We start from the raw sequence: 18,123 nt of genomic DNA on the forward strand, positions 1-18,123 counted from the left end.
GTGCGCCCTCACCAGGCCCTGGGTTATCTCACTCCCGAACAGTTCTACCAGAACTGGCTCAAATCTCACCCTGGAAAGGAGGAGGCCTTGTCCGATATGTCCTGACCCTGTACACCCCCTTCTCAGGCTTTCCGGGCTATGTTAAGATGGGCCTGATGTTGGGGGGCCAGATACAGCCTTGAGGGTCCTCCCCGCGGTCCTGACCTCAAACCCGCGGGAGCTGGAGAGGATGCTCCATGAGGCCGAAGCCTTTACCGACCGGGTCCAGGTGGATATCATGGACGGTTGCTTTGTGTCCTCGGAAAGCATCTCGGCGGAGGACCTGGCCCGGGTCAAGACCCGTCTTCTTCTGGAGGTGCACCTGATGGTGATGGAGCCGGAGGCGCACCTGGAGACCTTCCTCAAGGCCGGGGCCGGGCGGGTTGTCTTTCACTTCGAGGCCACCTCTTCGCCTTCCCGGACCATCGCCCTGGCCCGCCACCTGGGCCTGGGAGTGGGCCTGGCCCTCAACCCCCAGACCCCTGTCCTGGAGGCGAAGCCGCTCTTTGGGGAGGTGGACTTCCTCCTCCTCCTCTCTGTTGACCCCGGTTTCTACGGGAGCCCCTTCCTTCCCTCGGTCCTGGAAAAGGCAAAGGCGCTCCGTCCCCTCTTCCCGGGGGAGATAGGCATGGACGGCGGGATAAAGGCGGGAAACATCCACCAGGTGAAGGAGGCGGGGGTGGACTACGCCTGCTTGGGCAGTGCCATCTTCAGGTCCCCTGACCCCCGGAAAAGCTTCCTGGCCCTCCAGGCCCTGGCCCAGGACAAGGAGGCCTCATGAAGAGCCCTTTACAGCAACTGGCTGCCCTGGGGCAGAGCCCCTGGCTGGACTATATCTCCCGGGAGCTCTTGGAGAAGCTGCCCCACCTTATCCAGGCGAGGGAGGTCATGGGCATTACGTCCAACCCCACTATCTTTGAAAAAGCGGTAAGCTCGGGCTCTGATTACGACAGGAAGATAGAGCAGATGGCCCAGAGGGGCCTGTCCGCCCACGACATCTACCAGACCTTAGTCGTCCAGGATGTGGCCCGGGCCTGCGATCTGCTGAAGGGGGTCTACCGGGCCACGGGGGCCAGGGATGGCTTTGTCAGCCTGGAGGTGAACCCTCACCTGGCTGGGGAATGCATGGCCCAGGTAGGAGAAGCCGACCTGCTCTTCCGGCGGGTGGGGAGAAGGAATCTCCTTATCAAGGTCCCGGGTACCCCCCGGGGCCTGGAGGCCACCCGCCGCCTCATCGCCCTGGGTATCAACGTCAACATCACCCTTCTTTTCTCTTCGGGTCACTACCTGGGGGCGGCCCGGGCCTATATGAAGGGCCTTGAAGATAGGCTGAGACAGGGCCAGGACCTCTCTCGGGTAGCCTCTGTGGCCAGCGTCTTTGTCAGCCGCATAGATACGACGGTGGACCGCAAGCTGGATGAGATGGGGGAGGAGGGTCGGGTCTTGAGGGGCAAGGCGGCGGTGGTCAATGCCCGCCTTGTCTATCAGACGTTCCGACATACCCTGGCCTCATCCCGATTCAAGAAGCTGAGGAATAAGGGTGCAGGGATGCAGCGCCTGGTATGGGGCAGCACCAGCACCAAGGACCCGGCCTACAGCGATATCAAGTATGTCCAGGAGCTCATCGGCCCGGATACCATCAATACCATCCCCCTCTCCACCCTGGAGGCCTTCCGGGACCACGGGGCGGCGCGCCTCACCCTGGAGGAGGGGCTGGAGGAGGCCAGAAGGGACCTGGAGGCCCTCTCCCGCCTGGGGATAGACTTGGAGGAGGTCGGCCAGGAGCTCCAGGATGAGGGTGTAAAAGCCTTCACCCGGTCCCACGATAACCTCATAGCCTCCATAGAGGCCAAGAGAAAGGCCTTCCTCCAGGGGGGCTTTATAACAGGTCCTCCAGCTGGCTGAGGAGGCGGGCCTGCTCCCTGAACATCCTTCTCTTTGCAAGGGGCTGCTGGTCGTCATAGCCCAAAAGGTGGAGGAGGCCGTGGGCCACCAGGAGGGCCAGCTCCCGCTTTAAGGGGTGGCGGTAGGCCCGGGCCTGGTCCCTGGCCCGGGGCAGGGAGATAAAGACCTCTCCCAGGTGGCGACGGCCATCGGGGGAGGGGAAGGCGGGGTCTCCATCCAGGGGGAAGGCCAGGACATCGGTGGGCGCGTCCACCCCCCGGAACTGGTGGTTGAGCTGCCTTATCTCCTCCTCCCCCGTGAGGACCAGGCCCACCTCGGCTGCGGGTATTTCCATAAGCCCCAGGAGCCTCCCCACCAGGCCCACCAGCCATCTATTGGACACCGGGCGGGGGCCCGGGGCTACCTGAAGATTTATCTCCCAGGACATATTCGCCACCATTATACAGGGCCAGCCCATTGACGGCCTGGGAAAGCTCTGGCTATAATCTAAATGCGTCTTTCTCCCCGGGGACGGTACGGTGGGGCCTCCCAGTGGCCACACCGATGAAATAGATAGTGACGGGCCGGGGTGGGGCCACATTCGGGAAAGGAGGTTCCATGACCAGGGCCTATATCCTTATTGAGACCTCGGTGGGGAAGACCCGGGATGTAGTGTCTGTCCTCAAGGGCTTGGAGGGGATAAAGTCGGTGGACCCGGTCACCGGGCCCTACGATATCATCGTGGTGGTGGAGGGGAAAGACCTGAATTCCATAGGGGAGCTGGTTACGGGGAAGGTCCACCCCATCGTGGGGGTGACCCGCACCGTAACCTGCCTGGCTATCTAGCCCGTCCCCAGGAACCCCATGAGCCCGCAGGCCCAATGAGATTGGGGCTTTAGCCCCCTTTTAGCTAAAGCCCTTCAAACTCTGAGCCTTAAGGGCCGCCCGCCAGAAGGCGGGCGGCCCTTTTTTGTGCCATCTCCCCCTGGACAGAGTAAGAACAGATGTGCTATTTTCTTGGTATGTTCTGGGCGCTATTTATGGTGGGAGTAGTTTCGGGGTTTTTCAACGCGGTCTATCTCCTGAGGTATTGCTCCCCGGTGAGGGGGAGGGAGGTGGGGGCCAGGGTGCTGGGCGTCCTCTCCCTGGGGACGGGGGCCCAGGCCTTCTGGCTGCTTCTTTGGGGGTGGAGGGGCGGGGATGGTTTCCTTCTGGGCGAGGGGCTGGTGGTGCTGGGCTCTCTGCTCATCTCTGTCCTTATCCTCCGGGCTTGGAGGGGGTCTTGAGCCTCCTGGCCTGGGCGCTGAAGCAGAAAAGGTGGGAGGTGGCCGCACTATGCCTCCTGCTGGGGGTCGTGGAGGTCCTGGAGCATCTACCCCCCGAGGCCCTGGAGGGCCTCCTGGAGGTGCTGGATGGCAAAAGGGGGGTCTGATGCCAGGAAGGCCAGGGACTTCTACACCCGCGCCCTGGGGGAGGCGGAGAAAACCCTCCTCCCCGAGGCAAGGGAGCTGGAGGGCCTGGATGAGGAGATCGCCCTCCTCAGAGTCAAGCTCATCCAGGCCCTCAGAGAGAAGCCCCAGGACCTGGAGCTCCTCCTCAAGGGGGTGGGGATGCTGGTAAGGGCCGTTTCCACCCGCTACAGGCTCTCCAAGAAGGGTGAGGAGGACCTCTATCAGAGCGTCCTGGGCGTCCTGCGGGGCATCGGCGATGCTCTCTCCCCCGAGGAAGGCCATGGGGTCTGAGGAGCTGGTCTCGGCCATCAGGCGGCTGGCCCGGCCCCACCCCCCGGCGGAGGTGAAGCCCGGCTGCCCATTCGGCCACCTGGTGGAGGAAAGGCTGCGGGCGCTGGAAGGGGCGGTTGACGAGATAAGGGGGAGGGTGAATGCCCTCTTCTTCCTGGTGGTGGGGGCGGTGGCGGTGGAACTGGTGCTGAGGTTGGTGAGATAGCATGATTGACATAAAGCTCCGGCCCTATCAGGTGGAGGTGGGGAGGGCGGTGGTGGACAGCGTCCTCCACCGCCACGGCCTCACCTTTACGGTGGAGGTCGCCCGGCAGGGGGGAAAGAACGAGCTCTCTGCCCAGCTGGAGGTCCTCCTCCTTACCCTCTTCATGGGCAGGGGGGGCAATCTCGTGAAGGCTGCCCCCACCTTCCGCCCTCAGACCCTCATCAGCCTCCAGAGGCTCCAGGAGCGCCTGGACCAGGCGGGCTACGGCCTCTTCTGGGCCCGGGAGCAGGGCTACATGGTGAGGCTGGGGAAGGCCCGGGCCATTTTCCTCTCCGCCGACAAGGACAGCCATGTCATGGGGACCACCGCCCATCTCCTCCTGGAGGTGGACGAAAGCCAGGATGTGGCCCAGGAGAAGTTTAACCGGGACTTCAAGCCCATGGGGGCCTCCACCAACGTTACCACCGTCCTCTACGGCACCACCTGGGACGATGCCAGCCTCCTGGAGACAACCAAACAGCAGAACCTGGAGCTGGAGAGAAAGGATGGGGTAAAGAGGCACTTCCGCTTTGACTGGCGAGAGGTGGCCAAATACAACCCCACCTATGGGGACTATGTGGAGGCGGAGAGGGCCCGGCTGGGGGAAGGCCACCCCCTCTTCCGCACCCAGTATGACCTGGAGACCATCTGCGGGGGAGGTTTCCTTTCTCCCGTCCAGAGGGCCCAGCTCCAGGGGGGACATCCCCGCCAGCATTCCCCCCGCCCCGGGGAGATATATGTGGCCGGGGTGGACCTGGCGGGGGAGGCGGAGGGGGCCGCCGATGCCCAGCTCCGGTCCGCAAAGCCCCACCAGGACTCCACGGTGGTCACCATCGCCCGCCTGGACTTCTCCCGGGCCGCGGAGCCCTCCATTGAGGTGGTGGAGCACTGCTGGTGGACGGGTACACCCCACCCCGCCCTCTACCCCCGGCTGGTGGATGTCCTGAGGCAGGTCTGGAACTGCCGGAGGATTGTGGTGGACAGCACCGGGGTGGGGCTGGGGGTGGCCAGTTTCCTGGGGAAGGCCATCGGCGGAATGGTGGTCCCCTTCCTCTTCACCCAGCCCTCCAAGTCCAGGCTTGGCTTTGAGCTCCTGGCCGCCATCAACTCCGGCCGCCTCAAGATGTATGCCCCCGATGGCTCCCCGGAGTTCCAGGAGTTCTGGCAGGAGGTGGAGAGGGCCAAGAGCTTCTTCCGTCCCAACCAGACCATGAACTTCCTGGTGGACCCTGCCCAGGGGCATGATGACTTCCTCATGAGCCTGGCCCTGGCGGTGGAGGCGGCGGGCTATACCCCCCGCCAGGCCCGGGGGCGGGGGACGGAGATTGATATGGAGAAAGTGAGGTGATTATGACAGTCGAGTTGCAGCTGCTCAAGGGTGAGTCCGGGCTCTGTTCCCTCGAGGAGAGGGGGGTAACGGAGGCTGCTGCCCAGGGTTGCGATGTCCATCCCCTTTGCCTGGAGTGCCCTCTGCCCCGCTGTGTGTATGAAGAGCCTGGCGGGGAGAAGCGGGCCCTCCGGGAAAAGAGGAATGAGGAGATAAGGAGGCTCTTCCACAAGGGCATAGGGGTGGAGGAGCTGGCCTGCGCCTTCAACCTCTCCTTCCGCTCCATCTATCGCATCACCGGCGACGGGAGGGGAGTAGGGGTCTCCTTAAGAAAACAGGGGGTGAGGCAATGATGGAAGTCCCGTTTCCCCAGAAGCTGGCCCGCCTGGACCTGGAGAGGCTCCGGGCCTACCAGGAGAACCTGGATTTCTACAACGGCCACCAGTGGCCCAGCCGCACCCGGCCCCGCCGGGAGCGCCAGCTTACCTTCAACTATGCCCGCGTTTTCACGGAGAAGGTCACCTCCTATTTGATGAGCGGGGTGACCCTGGTGGTGGAGCCCTGGGACTCCTCGCCACCGGCCCGGGAGAGGGCCCTCCGGGCCGAGGTGGCCCTGCGCCAGGTGGCCGAAGAAAACAGCCTTGAAGGGCTGGACTTTGACACGGAGATGGACTGCGCCATCCTGGGGGACGGCGGCTACAAGGTCACCTGGGACGGAGGGCAAGTGCGGATTACCGCCCCCGACGTCCAGGGCCTCTACGCCTGGTGGGCCGGGGACCACATGGGCCAGGTATGGAGAGTGGCCTGCCGCTACCGCCTCAGCGCCGAGGAGATTGAGCTCCTCTACAGCCGCAAGCTGACGTTGGGCAGAAGGGAAGGGGTGGTTGTGGAAGTGTGGACGGCAAAGGACTTTGAGCTCTGGCTGGACAACGCCCTCCTGGAGCACAAGGCCAACCCCTACGGCTTTATCCCCTTCGTCATCTACCCCAACATTAGGGAGCCCAAGAAATTCTGGGGGGTCTCCGATATCCCGGCCCTCAAGGAGGCGGCGCGGGAGCTGAACCGGGCCCTCTCCCAGCTCTCCATGATATTGGAGCTCTCGGGCAACCCCATCGCCGTCCTGGAGAATGTGGAGGATGCCCGGGACATCGCCGTCCAGCCGGGGGCGGTGTGGGAGTTGCCGGACAGGGCCAAGGCCTATTTGCTGGACCTGCTCCAGGGGGGAGGCATCCGCCTGCACATAGACTACATTGACCTCCTCTACCGCACCCTCCACGACCTCTCCGAGGCCCCCCGCACCGCCTTCGGCGACAACCGCCAGGGGCTCTCCGGGGTGGCCCTGGAGATGGAGCTCCACCCCCTCCTCCAGAAGGTGCGCCGCAAGAGGCTCGTCCGCGCCCAGGCCTACCGGAAGCGGGCGGAAATGACACTGAGGCTGCTGGAGCTGAGGACCGGCCAGTCCTTCCTCCCCTGCCGTATCCGGGTCGTTTGGGGGCCGGTGCTGCCCCAGGACCGCAGCCGCCAGGTGAGGGACGAGCAGGCGCTGGTGGCCTCGGGCCTTCACAGCCGGAGGCGGGCCATGGACAACCTGGGGGTAGAGGACGCCGAGGAGGAGTTCCAGCGCTGGCTGGAGGAGGAAAGACTGATGAAAGGAGGTGGAGATGGAAGAGGACCGGATGAAAGAGCTGGAGGATAGGCTCTCCCAGCTCCAGGCCCAGGTGGAGGGGAAAGAGGGGGATGTAAAGGCCCTCCAGGAGAAGGTCTCCCTGGCCGCCCAGAAGTACCGCGCCCTCCTGCTCCAGGGGGCCCCGGAGGTGCCCGAGGAGCTGGTGTCAGGGGGGACGGTGGAGGAGGTGGAGAAGTCCTTCCTGGCGGCCCGGGAGGTGGTGGAGAAGGTGAAGCGCCGCCTGGAGGCCAGGCTCAGGGAGGAGAGGGTGCCCGCTGGGGCCCCCGCCCGCACCCCGCCTGACCTCTCCGCCCTCTCCCCCAAGGAGAAGATAGCCTACGGCCTGCAGCGCAGGCCGTAAAGAAAGGAGGTGGTCTAGATGGCACTAACCCTGGCGGAAGCCGCCAAGCTTTCCCAAGACACCCTGCTGGTGGGGGTTGTGGAGACAATTGTCAACGAGAGCCCGGTGCTCCAGGTCCTCCCTTTCATTGAGGTGGTGGGCAACGGCCTCACCTACAACCGGGAGGCTACCCTGCCTACGGCCGGTTTCTATGATGTGGGGGACACCTGGACCGAGTCCACCCCCACCTTTACCCAGGTGACGGCCAACCTGAAGGTGCTGGGCGGGGATGCGGACGTGGACAGCTTCCTCGCCGCCACCCGGAGCAACATCCAGGACCTGGAGGCTGCTGTTGTCCAGCTCAAGGCAAAGGCGGTGCAGCGGAAGTTCGATGATACCTATATCAACGGGGACACCGCCGTGGACGCCAAGGCCTTTGACGGCATCGACAAGCTCTCAGATAGCGGGCAGACGGTGAGCATGGGGGCCAACGGGGGGACCCTGACCCTGGACAAGCTGGATGAGATGATTGACAAGGTGAAGGCGGGCAAGCCCCACCTGCTTCTCATGAGCCGGCGCTCCCGGAGGAAGCTCACCTCCCTGGCCCGGACCGGCAATATCCTGGAGACGGACCGCAACCAGTTTGGCCAGATGGTCCAGTACTACGACGGCATCCCCATCGGCATCAACGACTGGATTTCCGACGCCAAGACGGTGGGCACCTCCACCGACTGCTCCACCATCTACTCCCAGCAGATTGGGGAGGGGGCCCTGGCTGGCCTGACCGCCCCCGGTGGCCTCCAGATAGAGAGGGTGGGGAGCCTGGAGACCAAGGACGCCACACGCACCAGGGTGAAGTGGTATGTCTCCCTGGCCCTTTTCAGCACCCTGAAGCTGGCCAGGCTCACCGGAGTCAGGGACTAGGATGAACCTGCCCCAGCTGCGCTCCCGGGTGAGGCGGGACCTGAAAGACGAGGACTTCAGCAACTACCGCTGGACGGACGAGGAGCTTAACCGTCACATTGACCGCGCGGTGAGGGAGTTCTCCCTGGCGGTGCCAGGGGAGGCCCAGGCAGTCCTCACCACCGCCCAGAGCCGGGAGCTCTCCCTGTCCACGCTTTCGGACCGGGTGGCGGTGGAGGTGGTGGAGTACCCCCGGGGCCAGTATCCCCCTAGCTATGTCCCCTTCAGCCTCTGGGGGGACACCCTGACCCTGCTCATTGACAAGGTGCCCGCAAGTGGGGAGGAGGTGGTGGTCTACTACGGCAGGCTCCACACCCTGGACAACACCACCTCCACCATCCCCCCGCCCCTGGAGGAGGTGCTGGCCATGGGGGCGGAAGGCTTTGCCTGTCTGGAGTGGGCCAACTTCGCCATAAACCGGGTGAATACCGGCGGGGCTGGGACCTGGAGAGAATACCTCACCTTTGGGCAGGAGAAGCTGGGGGCCTTCATGGAAGCCCTGGCCCGCCACGGAAAGAAGGGGGCCCTGCGCGCCCGCCGCCTCTACCGCCCGGCTGAGCCCAGGCCCTCCCAGGCCACGGACTGGGGGCCATGAGGAGCCTCAACCCGCTCCTCCTCCAGGCCCAGCAGGGCCCATCGCGCCGCCCCCATGTGGAGGTCCAGGTGAGGGACCAGGTGGCGGGGGCGGCTCGCCTGCAGTTCGAGCGCATATACTCGGGGAGCGGCTTTGAGTACGATGGTATCCACGCCGCCACCATGCCCGGGGACGGCTCCCTGGTGAGGGGCTGGATACGTACCTACGAGACTGTCCTCTATCTCTCCCGGACCCCCAACCCGGGACCGGGGTCGGACTTTGGGGCCTGGCAGTCCTGGGGCCTGGTATATTCCTCGGGCATCGCCCTCACCAGCCTGGGGGCCGAGGTGCTTGGTTTCTATACTCCCCCCGGTGAGCAGCGCTTTTCAGTGTACTACCGGCGGAGCCTGGACTACGGTCAGACCTTTGGCTCACCGGTCTCCCTGGGCACCCCGGCCTACGGCTTTCCCCTGCGCTGGCTGGCGGCTGGCCATACCCCCAGCGGGGACCTGGCCGTCTTTGCCGCTGTCTCCCTGCGCGTCTTCTGCCAACGCAGGGTGCAGGGCACCTGGAGCGGAGTCTGGACGGATGCCGGGGGCTACCTGGCCGATATCTCCGGCCTGGCCACCTGCTTCCGGGGTGACTGGAACATGGTTATCTCCGGGACCGATAGCGCAGGCAAGAAGGGGGTGTGGACCTATCTCTTTGGCGAGGGGGTGGCCCAGCCCCGGGACAGCTATTCCTCTCTTCAGGAGCTGGCACTGGCCGGTGCCAACTCCCTGGTGGAGTTCCGCTGCCCTTTCCTGGCCTACTACGATGTCTACCGCCTGTACTTTGTGGAGAAGTTCAACGGGCAGCAGTACTACAGCCGCCCCTACCGGACCCAGTCCCTGCCGGGGTCCAGCTTTCAGGCCAACCTGTGGCGGGAGCCCGTGCCCTTTGACCTGGCCTCGGACTACGGGGTCGCCCTGGCCCCCGGCCCCGCCGCCCTGTGGCTCTCGGTCCCCGACGGGGTGTGGCGCTCCCTTCCTCCCCCGGAGCCCCTGGACCTGACCCCCCAGGTGGTGAGCCTGGTCGCCGCGGCCGAGCCTGCCCGCGGCGGGGTGAGGGTGGAGATGGACAACAGCCAGGGGCAGTTCAGCACGGTGGGCACTGGGCTGCTGCGGGAGGGTGCCGAGATTGCCGTAAGCCCCGGCTATCATGCCAGCACAGGCCCCCTGGTCTCGCAGGGGCTGGCCTACTGGATTTCCGGCTGGGAGCAGGTGGTGGGGGCGGAGAACCGCCTGGTCCTGGAAGGGGAGGATGGATGGGGGCTGCTGGAGCGGTGGCGGGCCCGCTGCCAGTTCACCTGGAAAGGGACAAAGAGCTACCTGGAGCTCCTGGCCTTCATCCTGGCGCGGGCCGGGCTCGCCCTTTCTCCTCTCGGCCCCTCCACCTTTATCCAGGGCCAGCGGCCCGACTTCACCATCCACGCGGGGGAAAAAGGGAGCTGGCTGGTGGCGCAGCTCCTGGCCCGGGTGCCCGATGGCCTCTTCTTCCGGGGCAGCACTGCCCTGGTGAAGGAGCTCAGCCCGACCGAGGCCAGTGCCTACAGCTACGGCCCCCTTCATCCGGTGCTACAGGGAAGGTATGTGGCCCGGGCACCCCAGGGGAGTTGGGCCCAGGCCCTGGGGAGGGGGGTGCTGGGGGAGGACTTTGACTGGGAGAGAGTGGAGCTGCTCACCAGCGGGGTGCTCCAGCTCCAGGACCTGAACCTGGCCCAGGCCAGCCAGGCCCAGCAGCGGGCTCAGGCCCAGGTGCGCCGCTGGGGCAGGGAGGAGGTGGGTGGGGAGATAACCGTTCCCGCCCACTGCGGGCAGGAGCTCTATGACGTGGTGGACATCACCGACCCCCGGGCAGGGCTGGAGGGCAGTCTCCGGCGCATAGCCGGCCTCACCCTGGTCTATCAGCCCCGGCAGGGGCTGTACCAGCACCGCCTGCTTCTGGGAGGGGTGTGATGGAGGTGCGACGGGGGGCCGTGCAGGCCTTTGACTCCGGAAGCTACCGGGCCACCGTCCAGGTAGCTGGTAGCCTGACAACCTGGCTGGGGGATGTGGCCGTGGCCAGGAACATCCCCTCTGCTGAGATGCAGGTGGGCAGGAGCTGCTGTCTCGTCTTCTTTGACGAGACCAACCCCTCCGATGCCGTCCTGGTGGCCGTCTATACCTGATGGGCCTGGCGGTCCTGTTGGGCCGGGGGGCTCACTTTATCCCCGATAATCCGCTCCCGCTACGGCCGCCTGCTTTGACTGGGCTCCCCAAAGCTGATAGAATGCCTTCGGGTGAAGGTGGTCTCTCTTGTAGAGAGGATGCTGGCCGGCGATGAGAAGCCGCTGGCCCGTCTCATCACTATGGTGGAGAGGGAAGGCCTTGAGGTGCCCCTCATCATGCGCCTCCTCCAGCCCCACCTGGGGAGGGCCTATACCATAGGGATAACCGGGCCCTCCGGGAGCGGGAAGAGCACCCTGGTGGACCGGCTCACCTCACTTATCAGGAAGGAGGGCTCCACAGTGGGCATTATCGCTGTGGACCCCACCAGCCCCTTCTCTGGCGGGGCGGTGCTGGGGGACCGCATCAGGATGCAGCAGCACTACCTGGACGAAGGGGTCTTCATCCGCAGTATGGCCACCCGGGGCAGCGCCGGGGGCCTGCCTCCCACCGCCAGGGGGGTAATCAGGCTCCTGGACGCCTTCGGCAAGGACTATATCCTTGTGGAGACGGCGGGGGTGGGGCAGACGGAGCTGGATGTCATGGAGATGGCCGATACGGTGATAGTGGTCCTGACGCCTGAGACCGGCGACGCCATCCAGACCATGAAGGCTGGCCTCCTGGAGATTGCCGATATCTTTGTGGTGAACAAGGCCGACAGGGAGGGGGCCGGCTATCTTCTGGCCGAGCTAATGGCTATGCTCCGCCTCCACCCCTCCGGGCCCGGGTGGCAGCCACCGGTGCTGGCCGCCCAGGCAGTGAACGATATCGGCATCCAGGAGGTCCTTCAGGCCATCCAAGACCACCGGCGGGCCCTGGAAGAAACGGGCCGTCTCGGGGAGCGCCGGAAGGAGCAGAGGCGGAAAGAGTTCCTCCAGGCAGTCGAGAGGAGGCTTACCGCCCGCCTGAAGGAGGCCACTGAGAAGGACGGGGAACTCCTTTCATATCTGGAGAGGGTGGAGAAAGGGGAGCTGGACCCCTACTCCGCCTGCCAGGAGGTCCTGGCCAATGGAAGGCTCCTTCAGAGCTGGCTTGAGGAGGGCTGATGCGTATCCTGGCCGTAGCTAGGGGGAGGTGGGGGGAGAGGAAGGTGGACATAGCCCGCTCCCGTGGCCCCAGGGACTGGGATATCCAGGTGTGGACACCTCCCCGGGCCCTGCCCCTGATAATAGACGAGCCCGAAGAGGTGCTGCCCCCTTCCCTGCCCCCCTCCGACCTGGTCCTGTACCTGGGGGAAAACCCCTCCCTCCCCCAGTTGTTACCCGCCATAGTCAGGGCCACCGGGGCCAGGGCCGTCCTGGCGCCCATTGATAGCTCGGCCTGGTTCCCCACCGGGCTAAAGAACCAGATAAGGGAGGAGCTCCTGGGCCTGGGGGTAGGGGCCGTCTTTCCCAAGCCCCACTGTTCCCTCACCCCCCTCAGCTGCGGCTACGGCCGGGCGGTGGAGACCTATGATGTGCCCCTGGTGGCCGAATACGCCAGGGTGTTCGGCCGCCCGCAGCTCAGCCTCCATATGGACCCGGAGAGCAAGACCATCCAGCGGGCCAAGGTGTTCCGCAGTGCCCCCTGCGGCTGCACCTATTTTGTGGGCGAAAAGCTGGCGGGGGTGTCGGCGGAAAGGGCCGTCCTTGAGGCGGGCCTCCTTCACCATCACTATCCCTGCCTGGCTTCCATGACCAAGGAGTGGATAGATGACCGGCTGGAGGATACCCTGATGCATGTGGCTGGCTTCATCCTCCAGGAGGAGGTGACCAGGGAAGTGGCCCCCTATAAACAGGTGAGCTACATGGTGCCCGGGGAAAGGGCGGGAGAAGATGGAAAAGTTTGACGTCATTATCGTGGGTGGGGGCCCGGCGGGGCTCTTCGCCGCCCTGGAACTGGCGGACAGCCGGCTGAAGGTCCTCCTCCTGGAGAAGGGGAAGGACATTGACCGGCGGCTCTGTCCCATCAAGGGCAAGGAGGGTGTTTGCCCCCCCTGCTATCCCTGCGGTGTGGTGAGCGGGCTGGGAGGGGCTGGGGCCTTCAGCGATGGCAAGCTCACCCTTTCCCCCCATGTGGGGGGCAGGCTGGTGGACTACCTGGGGCTGGGGCGGACAGAGGAGCTTATCAAGCATGTGGACCGCCTCTACCTCCGCTTCGGGGCGGAGGACAGGGTCTATGGCCTGGGGGAGGACGTTGAGGTTTTCAGGAAAAAGGCCAGCCTGGCCGAGCTGCGCCTCATCCCTGTAGGCGTCCGCCATCTGGGCACCGAGCGCTGCCGTCAGGTGCTGCGGGCCATCAAGGACTACCTTGCCCCCCGGGTGGAAATACGCCTGGGTGAGACGGTGGAGCAGGTCCTGGTGGAGGACGGCCGGGCTGCGGGGGTGAGGACCGGGCGGGGGGAAAAGCTCTTCTCCGATTACCTGGTGGTGGCTCCGGGCAGGGAAGGGGCGGAATGGCTCCAGCAGGAGGCCTCCCGCTTGAAGCTCACCGTCCACCATAATCCCGTTGATGTGGGGGTAAGGGTGGAGTTGCCTGGGGTGGTCCTGGCGGAGCTCACTGATGCCCTCTATGAGTCCAAGCTGGAGTTCTTCTCCAGGACCTTTGATGACCGCATCCGGACATTCTGTATGTGCCCCTGGGGCGAGGTGTGCATGGAGTGTACCGGCGGGGCGGACCCGGTGACTACGGTCAATGGCCATAGCTACGCCGACCGCCGGACCGAGAACACCAACTTCGCCCTCCTGGTGAGCACCACCTTCACCGAGCCCTTCCGCGACCCCATCGCCTACGGCAAATACCTGGCCCGCCTCGCCAATCTCCTCTCCGGCGGTGTCCTGGTCCAGCGGCTGGGGGACCTGAAGGAAGGCCGCCGCTCCACCCCCGCCCGGCTGGAGCGGGGGCTGGTGCGCCCCACCCTCAAGAGCGCCGTCCCGGGGGACCTCTCCTGCGTCCTCCCCTACCGCTTCCTCAAGGGTATCCTGGAGATGCTGGAGGCCATGGACCTCCTGGCCCCGGGGGTGAACTCCCGCCATACCCTCCTCTACGGGGTGGAGGTCAAGTTCTATTCCTCCCGCCTGGAGCTCTCCCCCTCCCTGGAGACCCAGGTAAGGAACCTCTTTGCCTGTGGCGACGGAGTGGGGGTGACCCGGGGCCTGGTGCAGGCCTCCGCCTCGGGGGTGGTGGCCGCCAGGGCTATCCTGGAGAGGCTCAAGGATGGGGCCTCCGATACCAAGGCCTAGGCTTTGCCCGTTTCTTTGGTCTGGACCAGGCCCTGGGGGACCCCCGGGAAGGACAGATAGCCGTTCCCAGGTTGACACGCAGGGGGGAGAAGAACTAGAATGTGTCAGTTTGTCTGAATATGAGAGGAGGTGAAGGCTTGTGACGGAGGTTACCCTGATGGATGGGGAAACCTTTGACAGCCTACTCCGGCGCTTTAACCGAAAGGTCCAGCATGACGGGGTCCTCTCGGAGATAAAGCGACGGGAGCATTATGAGCCTCCCAGCATGGTCCGAAAGAAGAAGGCGGCCGCCAAGAAGCGTAAGAGCTTCAGGAGCCGGGGGCCGAGTTGACCCTGGACAAGTTCCAGGAAGACCTGAAAGAGGCGCTGAGGAAAGGGGACACCACCCGGCGCGATACTATCCGTCTTATCCTCTCCGCCCTGAACTATTCCCAGATAGCCAAGGGGGCAGAACTGGAGGAAGCTGACATCCTGGCAGTCCTCCAGAAGGAGGCCACCAAGAGGCGGGAAAGCATTGAGGCCTTTTCCAAGGGGAACCGCCCCGACCTGGTAGCCCGGGAGAAGGCGGAGCTCCAGGTTATCCTTGGCTATCTCCCCCCGCCCCTGACCCGGGAGGAGATTGCCCAGGCGGCCCGCCAGGCCATCGCTGAGAGCGGTGCCCAGGGCCCCAGGGACATGGGCAAGGTCATGGGGCGGCTCATGCCCCAGCTCAAGGGCCGTGCCGAGGGGCAGGAGGTCAACGCCATAGTCCAGGAACTCCTCTCGGGGAAAAGGGCCTGAGGGCTTCCGCCGCCTTCTAAAATCGTCGTGCGCTTTGGCGTCATCGTCTTCCCGGGGACCTGGAGCGACAGGGACTGCTATTTCGTGCTCAAAGATGTCCTGGGCCAGCAAGTGGACTATATCTGGCACCAGGATACCGATATCTCCCGCTATGACTGCCTTATCCTCCCAGGCGGCTTCTCTTACGGCGATTACCTCCGGCCAGGGGCCATCGCCCGCTTCTCCCCGGTGATGGCGGCGGTGGAGCGCTTTGCCCGGGAGGGAAAGCTGGTGTGGGGCATCTGCAACGGCTTTCAGATACTGTGCGAGGCCGGCCTCCTTCCGGGGGTCCTCCTGCCCAATTCCAGCCTCCAGTACCGCTGCCAGTGGACCTGGCTGCGGGTGGAGAACAACAGGACCCCCTATACCCGCCTCTGCTCCCCCGGACAGGTCCTGAAGATACCCATCTCCCACTATGAGGGCCGCTATTACGCCGATGCCGCTACCCTGGAGGAGTTGGAAAGAAAGGGGAGGGTGGTCTTCCGCTATGCCACGCCCCAGGGGGAGACCACCGCCGACGCCAACCCCAACGGTGCTCTACATAACATAGCAGGCATCATCAATGAGGGGGGTAATGTGCTGGGGATGATGCCCCACCCCGAGCGGGCCTGCGAGGCCCTCCTGGGCAGTGAGGACGGCAGGCCCCTGTTTCAGTCCCTGCTTTCCAGGATACCTGCCTAGGGGGAGGACTTGGCGACCGCAGCGGGACACGGCGGGAGGAGGGTACGGCTATGGAGGTTGTCTTGAGCATCATGGTGCCACTGGTTGTGCTGGGGCTGGTGATAGCCGGGGTGGTCTATGCTATCCAGCGGGTGCGGCGTGGGGAGGGGGTGAGCCTCTCTCTGCGGCAGGTCCTGGCCTTCTATTTCTATGTGATGACGGTGGTCACCCTGCTGGTAGCGTTCAGCGGGCTCTCCCGCCTGGTGCAGGCGGGCCTGGCGGTGCCCCTGGGCAGGGAGTTCAGCTACTATCCCGTCTACTATCCCGACTACTATCCCGTCCCCATGCGTATAGAAGCGCCTCCGGCGCCAGCACCAGCGGTTCCACCCACCGTCGCACCGCCGCAGAAGGGACCGAGCCCCGAGGAGGAAGCCCGCCGTCAGAAGGGGCTGGACCAGGCCCTCAAGGAAGGCATACTCGGCGGGCTGAATTTCACCGTGGTGGGGGGGCTTTTCTGGCTGGTCCACCAGTGGGGGAGACGTCGCTTTGGCCAGAATGGCGACATGCTGGAGAACCTTTACCTCATCGGCCTGCTCTCCGTTTTCGCCGGCCTCACCCTCTACAGCCTGCCTTCCGGAATAAACGAGACTCTTCGATACTACCTTCTGGATGGAGGGCAGGGGTCCAACCCGCCGGGTGGCAGGCTGGCTACGGCCATAGTAGCCCTGCCTCTCTGGCTGCTATACCTGAGCGCCACCCTGAGAAGGCTGAAGGCGAGCCGGGCCACCCCCGCCTGACGCCCCCGCCGGGGGTTTCAGGGGGTGTCCCCCCGGACTTTGACCCCTCTCTCCCTGGGGACCATAACTTGGTATGAATCTGGTCAGCCCTGGGGACGGGAGGGGGGTGTAGAAGCAACCAGGTCCACCCTGAGAAGGTCGCCCAGGGAGGTCCAGCGGGTCTCGGCGGGGCCAGTCTTGGCCAGGAACCCATTGACCCTGAGGGTGATAGTCTCTCCCGGGGCAGCGCCCTCGTCCCAGGTGGTGGTGGGGTCATCGGCATAAACTGGCATCAGTCCGTACTGGCCGGGGCGGACGACGGTGAACTTGCCGCAGAGTACCCCCCCGGGGTCGTAGGCTGTTATCACCGCACCCGCAGGGACGGGATTCCCATCCAGAAGACTTGCCGGGCTGTAAAGGTTTATCCACATGGTGGTGGGTACCAGTTGAGCTGGTGGCTGGGGCACTACCGGCTCCTCCCCTGATTCCTGCCACTGGGGAAGCACCCTGATAAGAACAAAGGCCACAATAAGACTCAACCCCACCAGCAGGAAGACCCAACGGACTACCCTGCTGACAGTAATACCCCCAGGACCAGCCTTTTCCCCCACATTGACTTTGCCCTCTATCCAATCCCTCGATTTCGGGATTCCTATCCATCTTGTTGTTTTATACATATACTCACGATAGGCATTGCCGAACTTCTCAAGGCAGAAACGCTCTTCCGCAATTACGAGAATAGCCGACAAAACTATAAGTACAATTGAAAACAATAAGAAAACCCATGAGGCTGAAGCTATACCGGCACCTATAAGTATCAAGAACAGAGCGAGATACATCGGATGTCTTGAATAACGATAGAGTCCCTTGGTCCACGGCTCACCGAGTGGGATATTGGCAATATTCACTATAGCTATCGTCGCGGCAATCACCCCTAATACACACAGACTAAGGCCTATATAAAACCATATCGTCCCTAATTGTAACGGCAGAAAAACAGAGTATATAAAAAGTCCAAAAAGCAAAACAAAGCTACTAAAAATGTTGATTATCCTCTCAGCCTTGCGATAAGCAGGAGCTTCCATTTTCTTAAACATATCCCCGGTACCCGCCACTTTATCAATTAGCATCATAATAAGAGGATGCAATGGAAGATATAGTGTGAGGATCCAGGCATTCCACAAACCTATTTCAAACTCTGGTACAAGCGACATGGTTTCCCTCCTTCCCTCTACTCTCTACGATAGTTGTACTGCATTCTAAGCCGTCGGTTCTATTAAGGCAACATGTACGGGGCTCATAGGTTACCCAAGTGGACTTTCAGCTATTTCGTTGCGCAGGGTTTCCCAGCGCAGGCTCGATAGCATGGCCCGGATGCGACAGTAGCGAGTTCCGTTACCTGCAAGGCGCAACAATCTGGCTAGATTTGTGCAGGAGCGCGCGCTATCATGGTCTTGAAACTGCACTGGTCAGCGGTACGGGACCTAGTACTACTACGTTAAGTATGTTTGACAAAGGCCTTATGTTCAGCGCATACTATGGTCATGGATACGACACGCGCGCAACGGGAACGACTGAAGGGATTTCTGGACGACATGTTGGTGACCTTGGGCCGTTCTGAA

At 63.7% G+C, this 18,123-nt stretch carries 24 protein-coding genes; 22 read left to right on the forward strand and 2 right to left on the reverse strand.

Annotated features, from left to right (window positions below; genetic code table 11):
• The first annotated feature begins 178 nt into the window (after positions 1 to 178).
• Entirely contained in the window at positions 179 to 820 is a 642-nt protein-coding gene (locus KJ624_02890; GenBank protein MBU2008787.1) for a ribulose-phosphate 3-epimerase, read from the forward strand.
• Positions 817 to 1,944, forward strand: coding sequence for a transaldolase (tal, locus tag KJ624_02895; protein MBU2008788.1), 1,128 nt, complete (start codon positions 817 to 819; stop codon positions 1,942 to 1,944). The genes KJ624_02890 and tal overlap by 4 nt, the downstream gene beginning before the upstream one ends.
• On the opposite strand, the gene ybeY is transcribed toward tal, so the two are convergent.
• Positions 1,919 to 2,371, reverse strand: a complete 453-nt coding sequence (ybeY, locus tag KJ624_02900; protein MBU2008789.1) for an rRNA maturation RNase YbeY — start codon at positions 2,369 to 2,371, stop codon at positions 1,919 to 1,921. The two genes, tal and ybeY, sit on opposite strands and share 26 nt — an antisense overlap.
• 170 nt (positions 2,372 to 2,541) lie before the next feature.
• On the opposite strand from ybeY, the gene KJ624_02905 reads away from it, so the two are divergent.
• The 20 genes from KJ624_02905 to KJ624_03000 all read left to right on the forward strand — a co-directional run bounded on the left by KJ624_02905 (position 2,542) and on the right by KJ624_03000 (position 16,522).
• On the forward strand, positions 2,542 to 2,769 hold the full coding sequence (locus KJ624_02905) for an Lrp/AsnC ligand binding domain-containing protein (protein ID MBU2008790.1): 228 nt from the start codon (positions 2,542 to 2,544) through the stop codon (positions 2,767 to 2,769).
• A gap of 194 nt (positions 2,770 to 2,963) precedes the next feature.
• Positions 2,964 to 3,209 (forward strand): hypothetical protein, encoded by a 246-nt coding sequence (locus KJ624_02910; GenBank protein ID MBU2008791.1) that lies wholly within the window; start codon positions 2,964 to 2,966, stop codon positions 3,207 to 3,209.
• Positions 3,206 to 3,355: a hypothetical protein gene (locus tag KJ624_02915; GenBank protein ID MBU2008792.1), complete on the forward strand. Its 150-nt coding sequence runs from the start codon at positions 3,206 to 3,208 to the stop codon at positions 3,353 to 3,355. Before KJ624_02910 ends, KJ624_02915 begins: the two co-directional genes overlap by 4 nt.
• Entirely contained in the window at positions 3,336 to 3,665 is a 330-nt protein-coding gene (locus KJ624_02920; GenBank protein MBU2008793.1) for a hypothetical protein, read from the forward strand. Before KJ624_02915 ends, KJ624_02920 begins: the two co-directional genes overlap by 20 nt.
• On the forward strand, positions 3,655 to 3,870 hold the full coding sequence (locus KJ624_02925; protein ID MBU2008794.1) for a hypothetical protein: 216 nt from the start codon (positions 3,655 to 3,657) through the stop codon (positions 3,868 to 3,870). Before KJ624_02920 ends, KJ624_02925 begins: the two co-directional genes overlap by 11 nt.
• Before the next feature lies 1 nt (position 3,871).
• Complete coding sequence (locus KJ624_02930) at positions 3,872 to 5,257, forward strand: hypothetical protein (GenBank protein ID MBU2008795.1); 1,386 nt, start codon at positions 3,872 to 3,874, stop codon at positions 5,255 to 5,257.
• Positions 5,258 to 5,259: 2 nt separating this feature from the next.
• Positions 5,260 to 5,589 carry a hypothetical protein gene (locus tag KJ624_02935; protein ID MBU2008796.1) on the forward strand — a complete coding sequence of 110 codons (330 nt, stop codon included), beginning with the start codon at positions 5,260 to 5,262 and terminating at the stop codon, positions 5,587 to 5,589.
• Positions 5,589 to 6,932, forward strand: coding sequence for a phage portal protein (locus tag KJ624_02940; GenBank protein MBU2008797.1), 1,344 nt, complete (start codon positions 5,589 to 5,591; stop codon positions 6,930 to 6,932). Before KJ624_02935 ends, KJ624_02940 begins: the two co-directional genes overlap by 1 nt.
• Entirely contained in the window at positions 6,898 to 7,263 is a 366-nt protein-coding gene (locus KJ624_02945; protein MBU2008798.1) for a hypothetical protein, read from the forward strand. Before KJ624_02940 ends, KJ624_02945 begins: the two co-directional genes overlap by 35 nt.
• Positions 7,264 to 7,281: 18 nt before the next feature.
• Positions 7,282 to 8,166, forward strand: a complete 885-nt coding sequence (locus KJ624_02950; protein MBU2008799.1) for a phage major capsid protein — start codon at positions 7,282 to 7,284, stop codon at positions 8,164 to 8,166.
• A 1-nt stretch (position 8,167) separates the two neighbouring features.
• Positions 8,168 to 8,800 (forward strand): hypothetical protein, encoded by a 633-nt coding sequence (locus KJ624_02955; protein MBU2008800.1) that lies wholly within the window; start codon positions 8,168 to 8,170, stop codon positions 8,798 to 8,800.
• Positions 8,797 to 10,776, forward strand: coding sequence for a hypothetical protein (locus KJ624_02960; GenBank protein MBU2008801.1), 1,980 nt, complete (start codon positions 8,797 to 8,799; stop codon positions 10,774 to 10,776). The genes KJ624_02955 and KJ624_02960 overlap by 4 nt, the downstream gene beginning before the upstream one ends.
• Positions 10,776 to 10,988, forward strand: coding sequence for a hypothetical protein (locus tag KJ624_02965; GenBank protein ID MBU2008802.1), 213 nt, complete (start codon positions 10,776 to 10,778; stop codon positions 10,986 to 10,988). Before KJ624_02960 ends, KJ624_02965 begins: the two co-directional genes overlap by 1 nt.
• A 138-nt stretch (positions 10,989 to 11,126) precedes the next feature.
• Entirely contained in the window at positions 11,127 to 12,071 is a 945-nt protein-coding gene (gene meaB, locus KJ624_02970; protein MBU2008803.1) for a methylmalonyl Co-A mutase-associated GTPase MeaB, read from the forward strand.
• Positions 12,071 to 12,853 (forward strand): hypothetical protein, encoded by a 783-nt coding sequence (locus tag KJ624_02975; GenBank protein ID MBU2008804.1) that lies wholly within the window; start codon positions 12,071 to 12,073, stop codon positions 12,851 to 12,853. Before meaB ends, KJ624_02975 begins: the two co-directional genes overlap by 1 nt.
• The gene (locus KJ624_02980) at positions 12,840 to 14,246 is read left to right on the forward strand and encodes an FAD-dependent oxidoreductase (protein MBU2008805.1); all 1,407 of its coding nucleotides are present in this window, start codon (positions 12,840 to 12,842) and stop codon (positions 14,244 to 14,246) included. The genes KJ624_02975 and KJ624_02980 overlap by 14 nt, the downstream gene beginning before the upstream one ends.
• Positions 14,247 to 14,385: 139 nt before the next feature.
• Complete coding sequence (gene rpsU, locus KJ624_02985) at positions 14,386 to 14,577, forward strand: 30S ribosomal protein S21 (GenBank protein ID MBU2008806.1); 192 nt, start codon at positions 14,386 to 14,388, stop codon at positions 14,575 to 14,577.
• Positions 14,574 to 15,026: a GatB/YqeY domain-containing protein gene (locus KJ624_02990; protein ID MBU2008807.1), complete on the forward strand. Its 453-nt coding sequence runs from the start codon at positions 14,574 to 14,576 to the stop codon at positions 15,024 to 15,026. Before rpsU ends, KJ624_02990 begins: the two co-directional genes overlap by 4 nt.
• Before the next feature lie 27 nt (positions 15,027 to 15,053).
• Entirely contained in the window at positions 15,054 to 15,746 is a 693-nt protein-coding gene (purQ, locus tag KJ624_02995; GenBank protein ID MBU2008808.1) for a phosphoribosylformylglycinamidine synthase subunit PurQ, read from the forward strand.
• A 50-nt stretch (positions 15,747 to 15,796) separates the two neighbouring features.
• Positions 15,797 to 16,522, forward strand: coding sequence for a hypothetical protein (locus tag KJ624_03000; GenBank protein ID MBU2008809.1), 726 nt, complete (start codon positions 15,797 to 15,799; stop codon positions 16,520 to 16,522).
• A gap of 83 nt (positions 16,523 to 16,605) precedes the next feature.
• Here the strand turns inward: KJ624_03000 and KJ624_03005 are convergent, their stop codons facing one another.
• Positions 16,606 to 17,715: an isoprenylcysteine carboxylmethyltransferase family protein gene (locus KJ624_03005; protein MBU2008810.1), complete on the reverse strand. Its 1,110-nt coding sequence runs from the start codon at positions 17,713 to 17,715 to the stop codon at positions 16,606 to 16,608.
• Between the last annotated feature and the right edge of the window lie 408 nt (positions 17,716 to 18,123).

It is taken from the genome of Chloroflexota bacterium (assembly GCA_018825785.1).
GTDB lineage: Bacteria > Chloroflexota > Dehalococcoidia > JACVQG01 > JAHKAY01 > JAHKAY01.

Excerpts from the sequence above, each read along its gene's own strand:
- ybeY (MBU2008789.1), bottom strand. The coding sequence starts at position 2,371 with ATGTCCTGGGAGATAAATCTTCAGGTAGCCCCGGGCCCCCGCCCGGTG.
- KJ624_02910 (MBU2008791.1), top strand. The coding sequence starts at position 2,964 with ATGGTGGGAGTAGTTTCGGGGTTTTTCAACGCGGTCTATCTCCTGAGG.
- KJ624_02965 (MBU2008802.1), top strand. The coding sequence starts at position 10,776 with ATGGAGGTGCGACGGGGGGCCGTGCAGGCCTTTGACTCCGGAAGCTAC.
- KJ624_03000 (MBU2008809.1), top strand. The coding sequence starts at position 15,797 with ATGGAGGTTGTCTTGAGCATCATGGTGCCACTGGTTGTGCTGGGGCTG.
- KJ624_02940 (MBU2008797.1), top strand. The coding sequence starts at position 5,589 with ATGGAAGTCCCGTTTCCCCAGAAGCTGGCCCGCCTGGACCTGGAGAGG.
- KJ624_02925 (MBU2008794.1), top strand. The coding sequence starts at position 3,655 with ATGGGGTCTGAGGAGCTGGTCTCGGCCATCAGGCGGCTGGCCCGGCCC.
- KJ624_02975 (MBU2008804.1), top strand. The coding sequence starts at position 12,071 with ATGCGTATCCTGGCCGTAGCTAGGGGGAGGTGGGGGGAGAGGAAGGTG.
- KJ624_03005 (MBU2008810.1), bottom strand. The coding sequence starts at position 17,715 with ATGTCGCTTGTACCAGAGTTTGAAATAGGTTTGTGGAATGCCTGGATC.
- KJ624_02980 (MBU2008805.1), top strand. The coding sequence starts at position 12,840 with ATGGAAAAGTTTGACGTCATTATCGTGGGTGGGGGCCCGGCGGGGCTC.
- meaB (MBU2008803.1), top strand. The coding sequence starts at position 11,127 with ATGCTGGCCGGCGATGAGAAGCCGCTGGCCCGTCTCATCACTATGGTG.
- KJ624_02905 (MBU2008790.1), top strand. The coding sequence starts at position 2,542 with ATGACCAGGGCCTATATCCTTATTGAGACCTCGGTGGGGAAGACCCGG.
- KJ624_02960 (MBU2008801.1), top strand. The coding sequence starts at position 8,797 with ATGAGGAGCCTCAACCCGCTCCTCCTCCAGGCCCAGCAGGGCCCATCG.
- KJ624_02955 (MBU2008800.1), top strand. The coding sequence starts at position 8,168 with ATGAACCTGCCCCAGCTGCGCTCCCGGGTGAGGCGGGACCTGAAAGAC.
- KJ624_02920 (MBU2008793.1), top strand. The coding sequence starts at position 3,336 with ATGGCAAAAGGGGGGTCTGATGCCAGGAAGGCCAGGGACTTCTACACC.
- tal (MBU2008788.1), top strand. The coding sequence starts at position 817 with ATGAAGAGCCCTTTACAGCAACTGGCTGCCCTGGGGCAGAGCCCCTGG.
- KJ624_02935 (MBU2008796.1), top strand. The coding sequence starts at position 5,260 with ATGACAGTCGAGTTGCAGCTGCTCAAGGGTGAGTCCGGGCTCTGTTCC.
- KJ624_02945 (MBU2008798.1), top strand. The coding sequence starts at position 6,898 with ATGGAAGAGGACCGGATGAAAGAGCTGGAGGATAGGCTCTCCCAGCTC.
- KJ624_02930 (MBU2008795.1), top strand. The coding sequence starts at position 3,872 with ATGATTGACATAAAGCTCCGGCCCTATCAGGTGGAGGTGGGGAGGGCG.
- KJ624_02950 (MBU2008799.1), top strand. The coding sequence starts at position 7,282 with ATGGCACTAACCCTGGCGGAAGCCGCCAAGCTTTCCCAAGACACCCTG.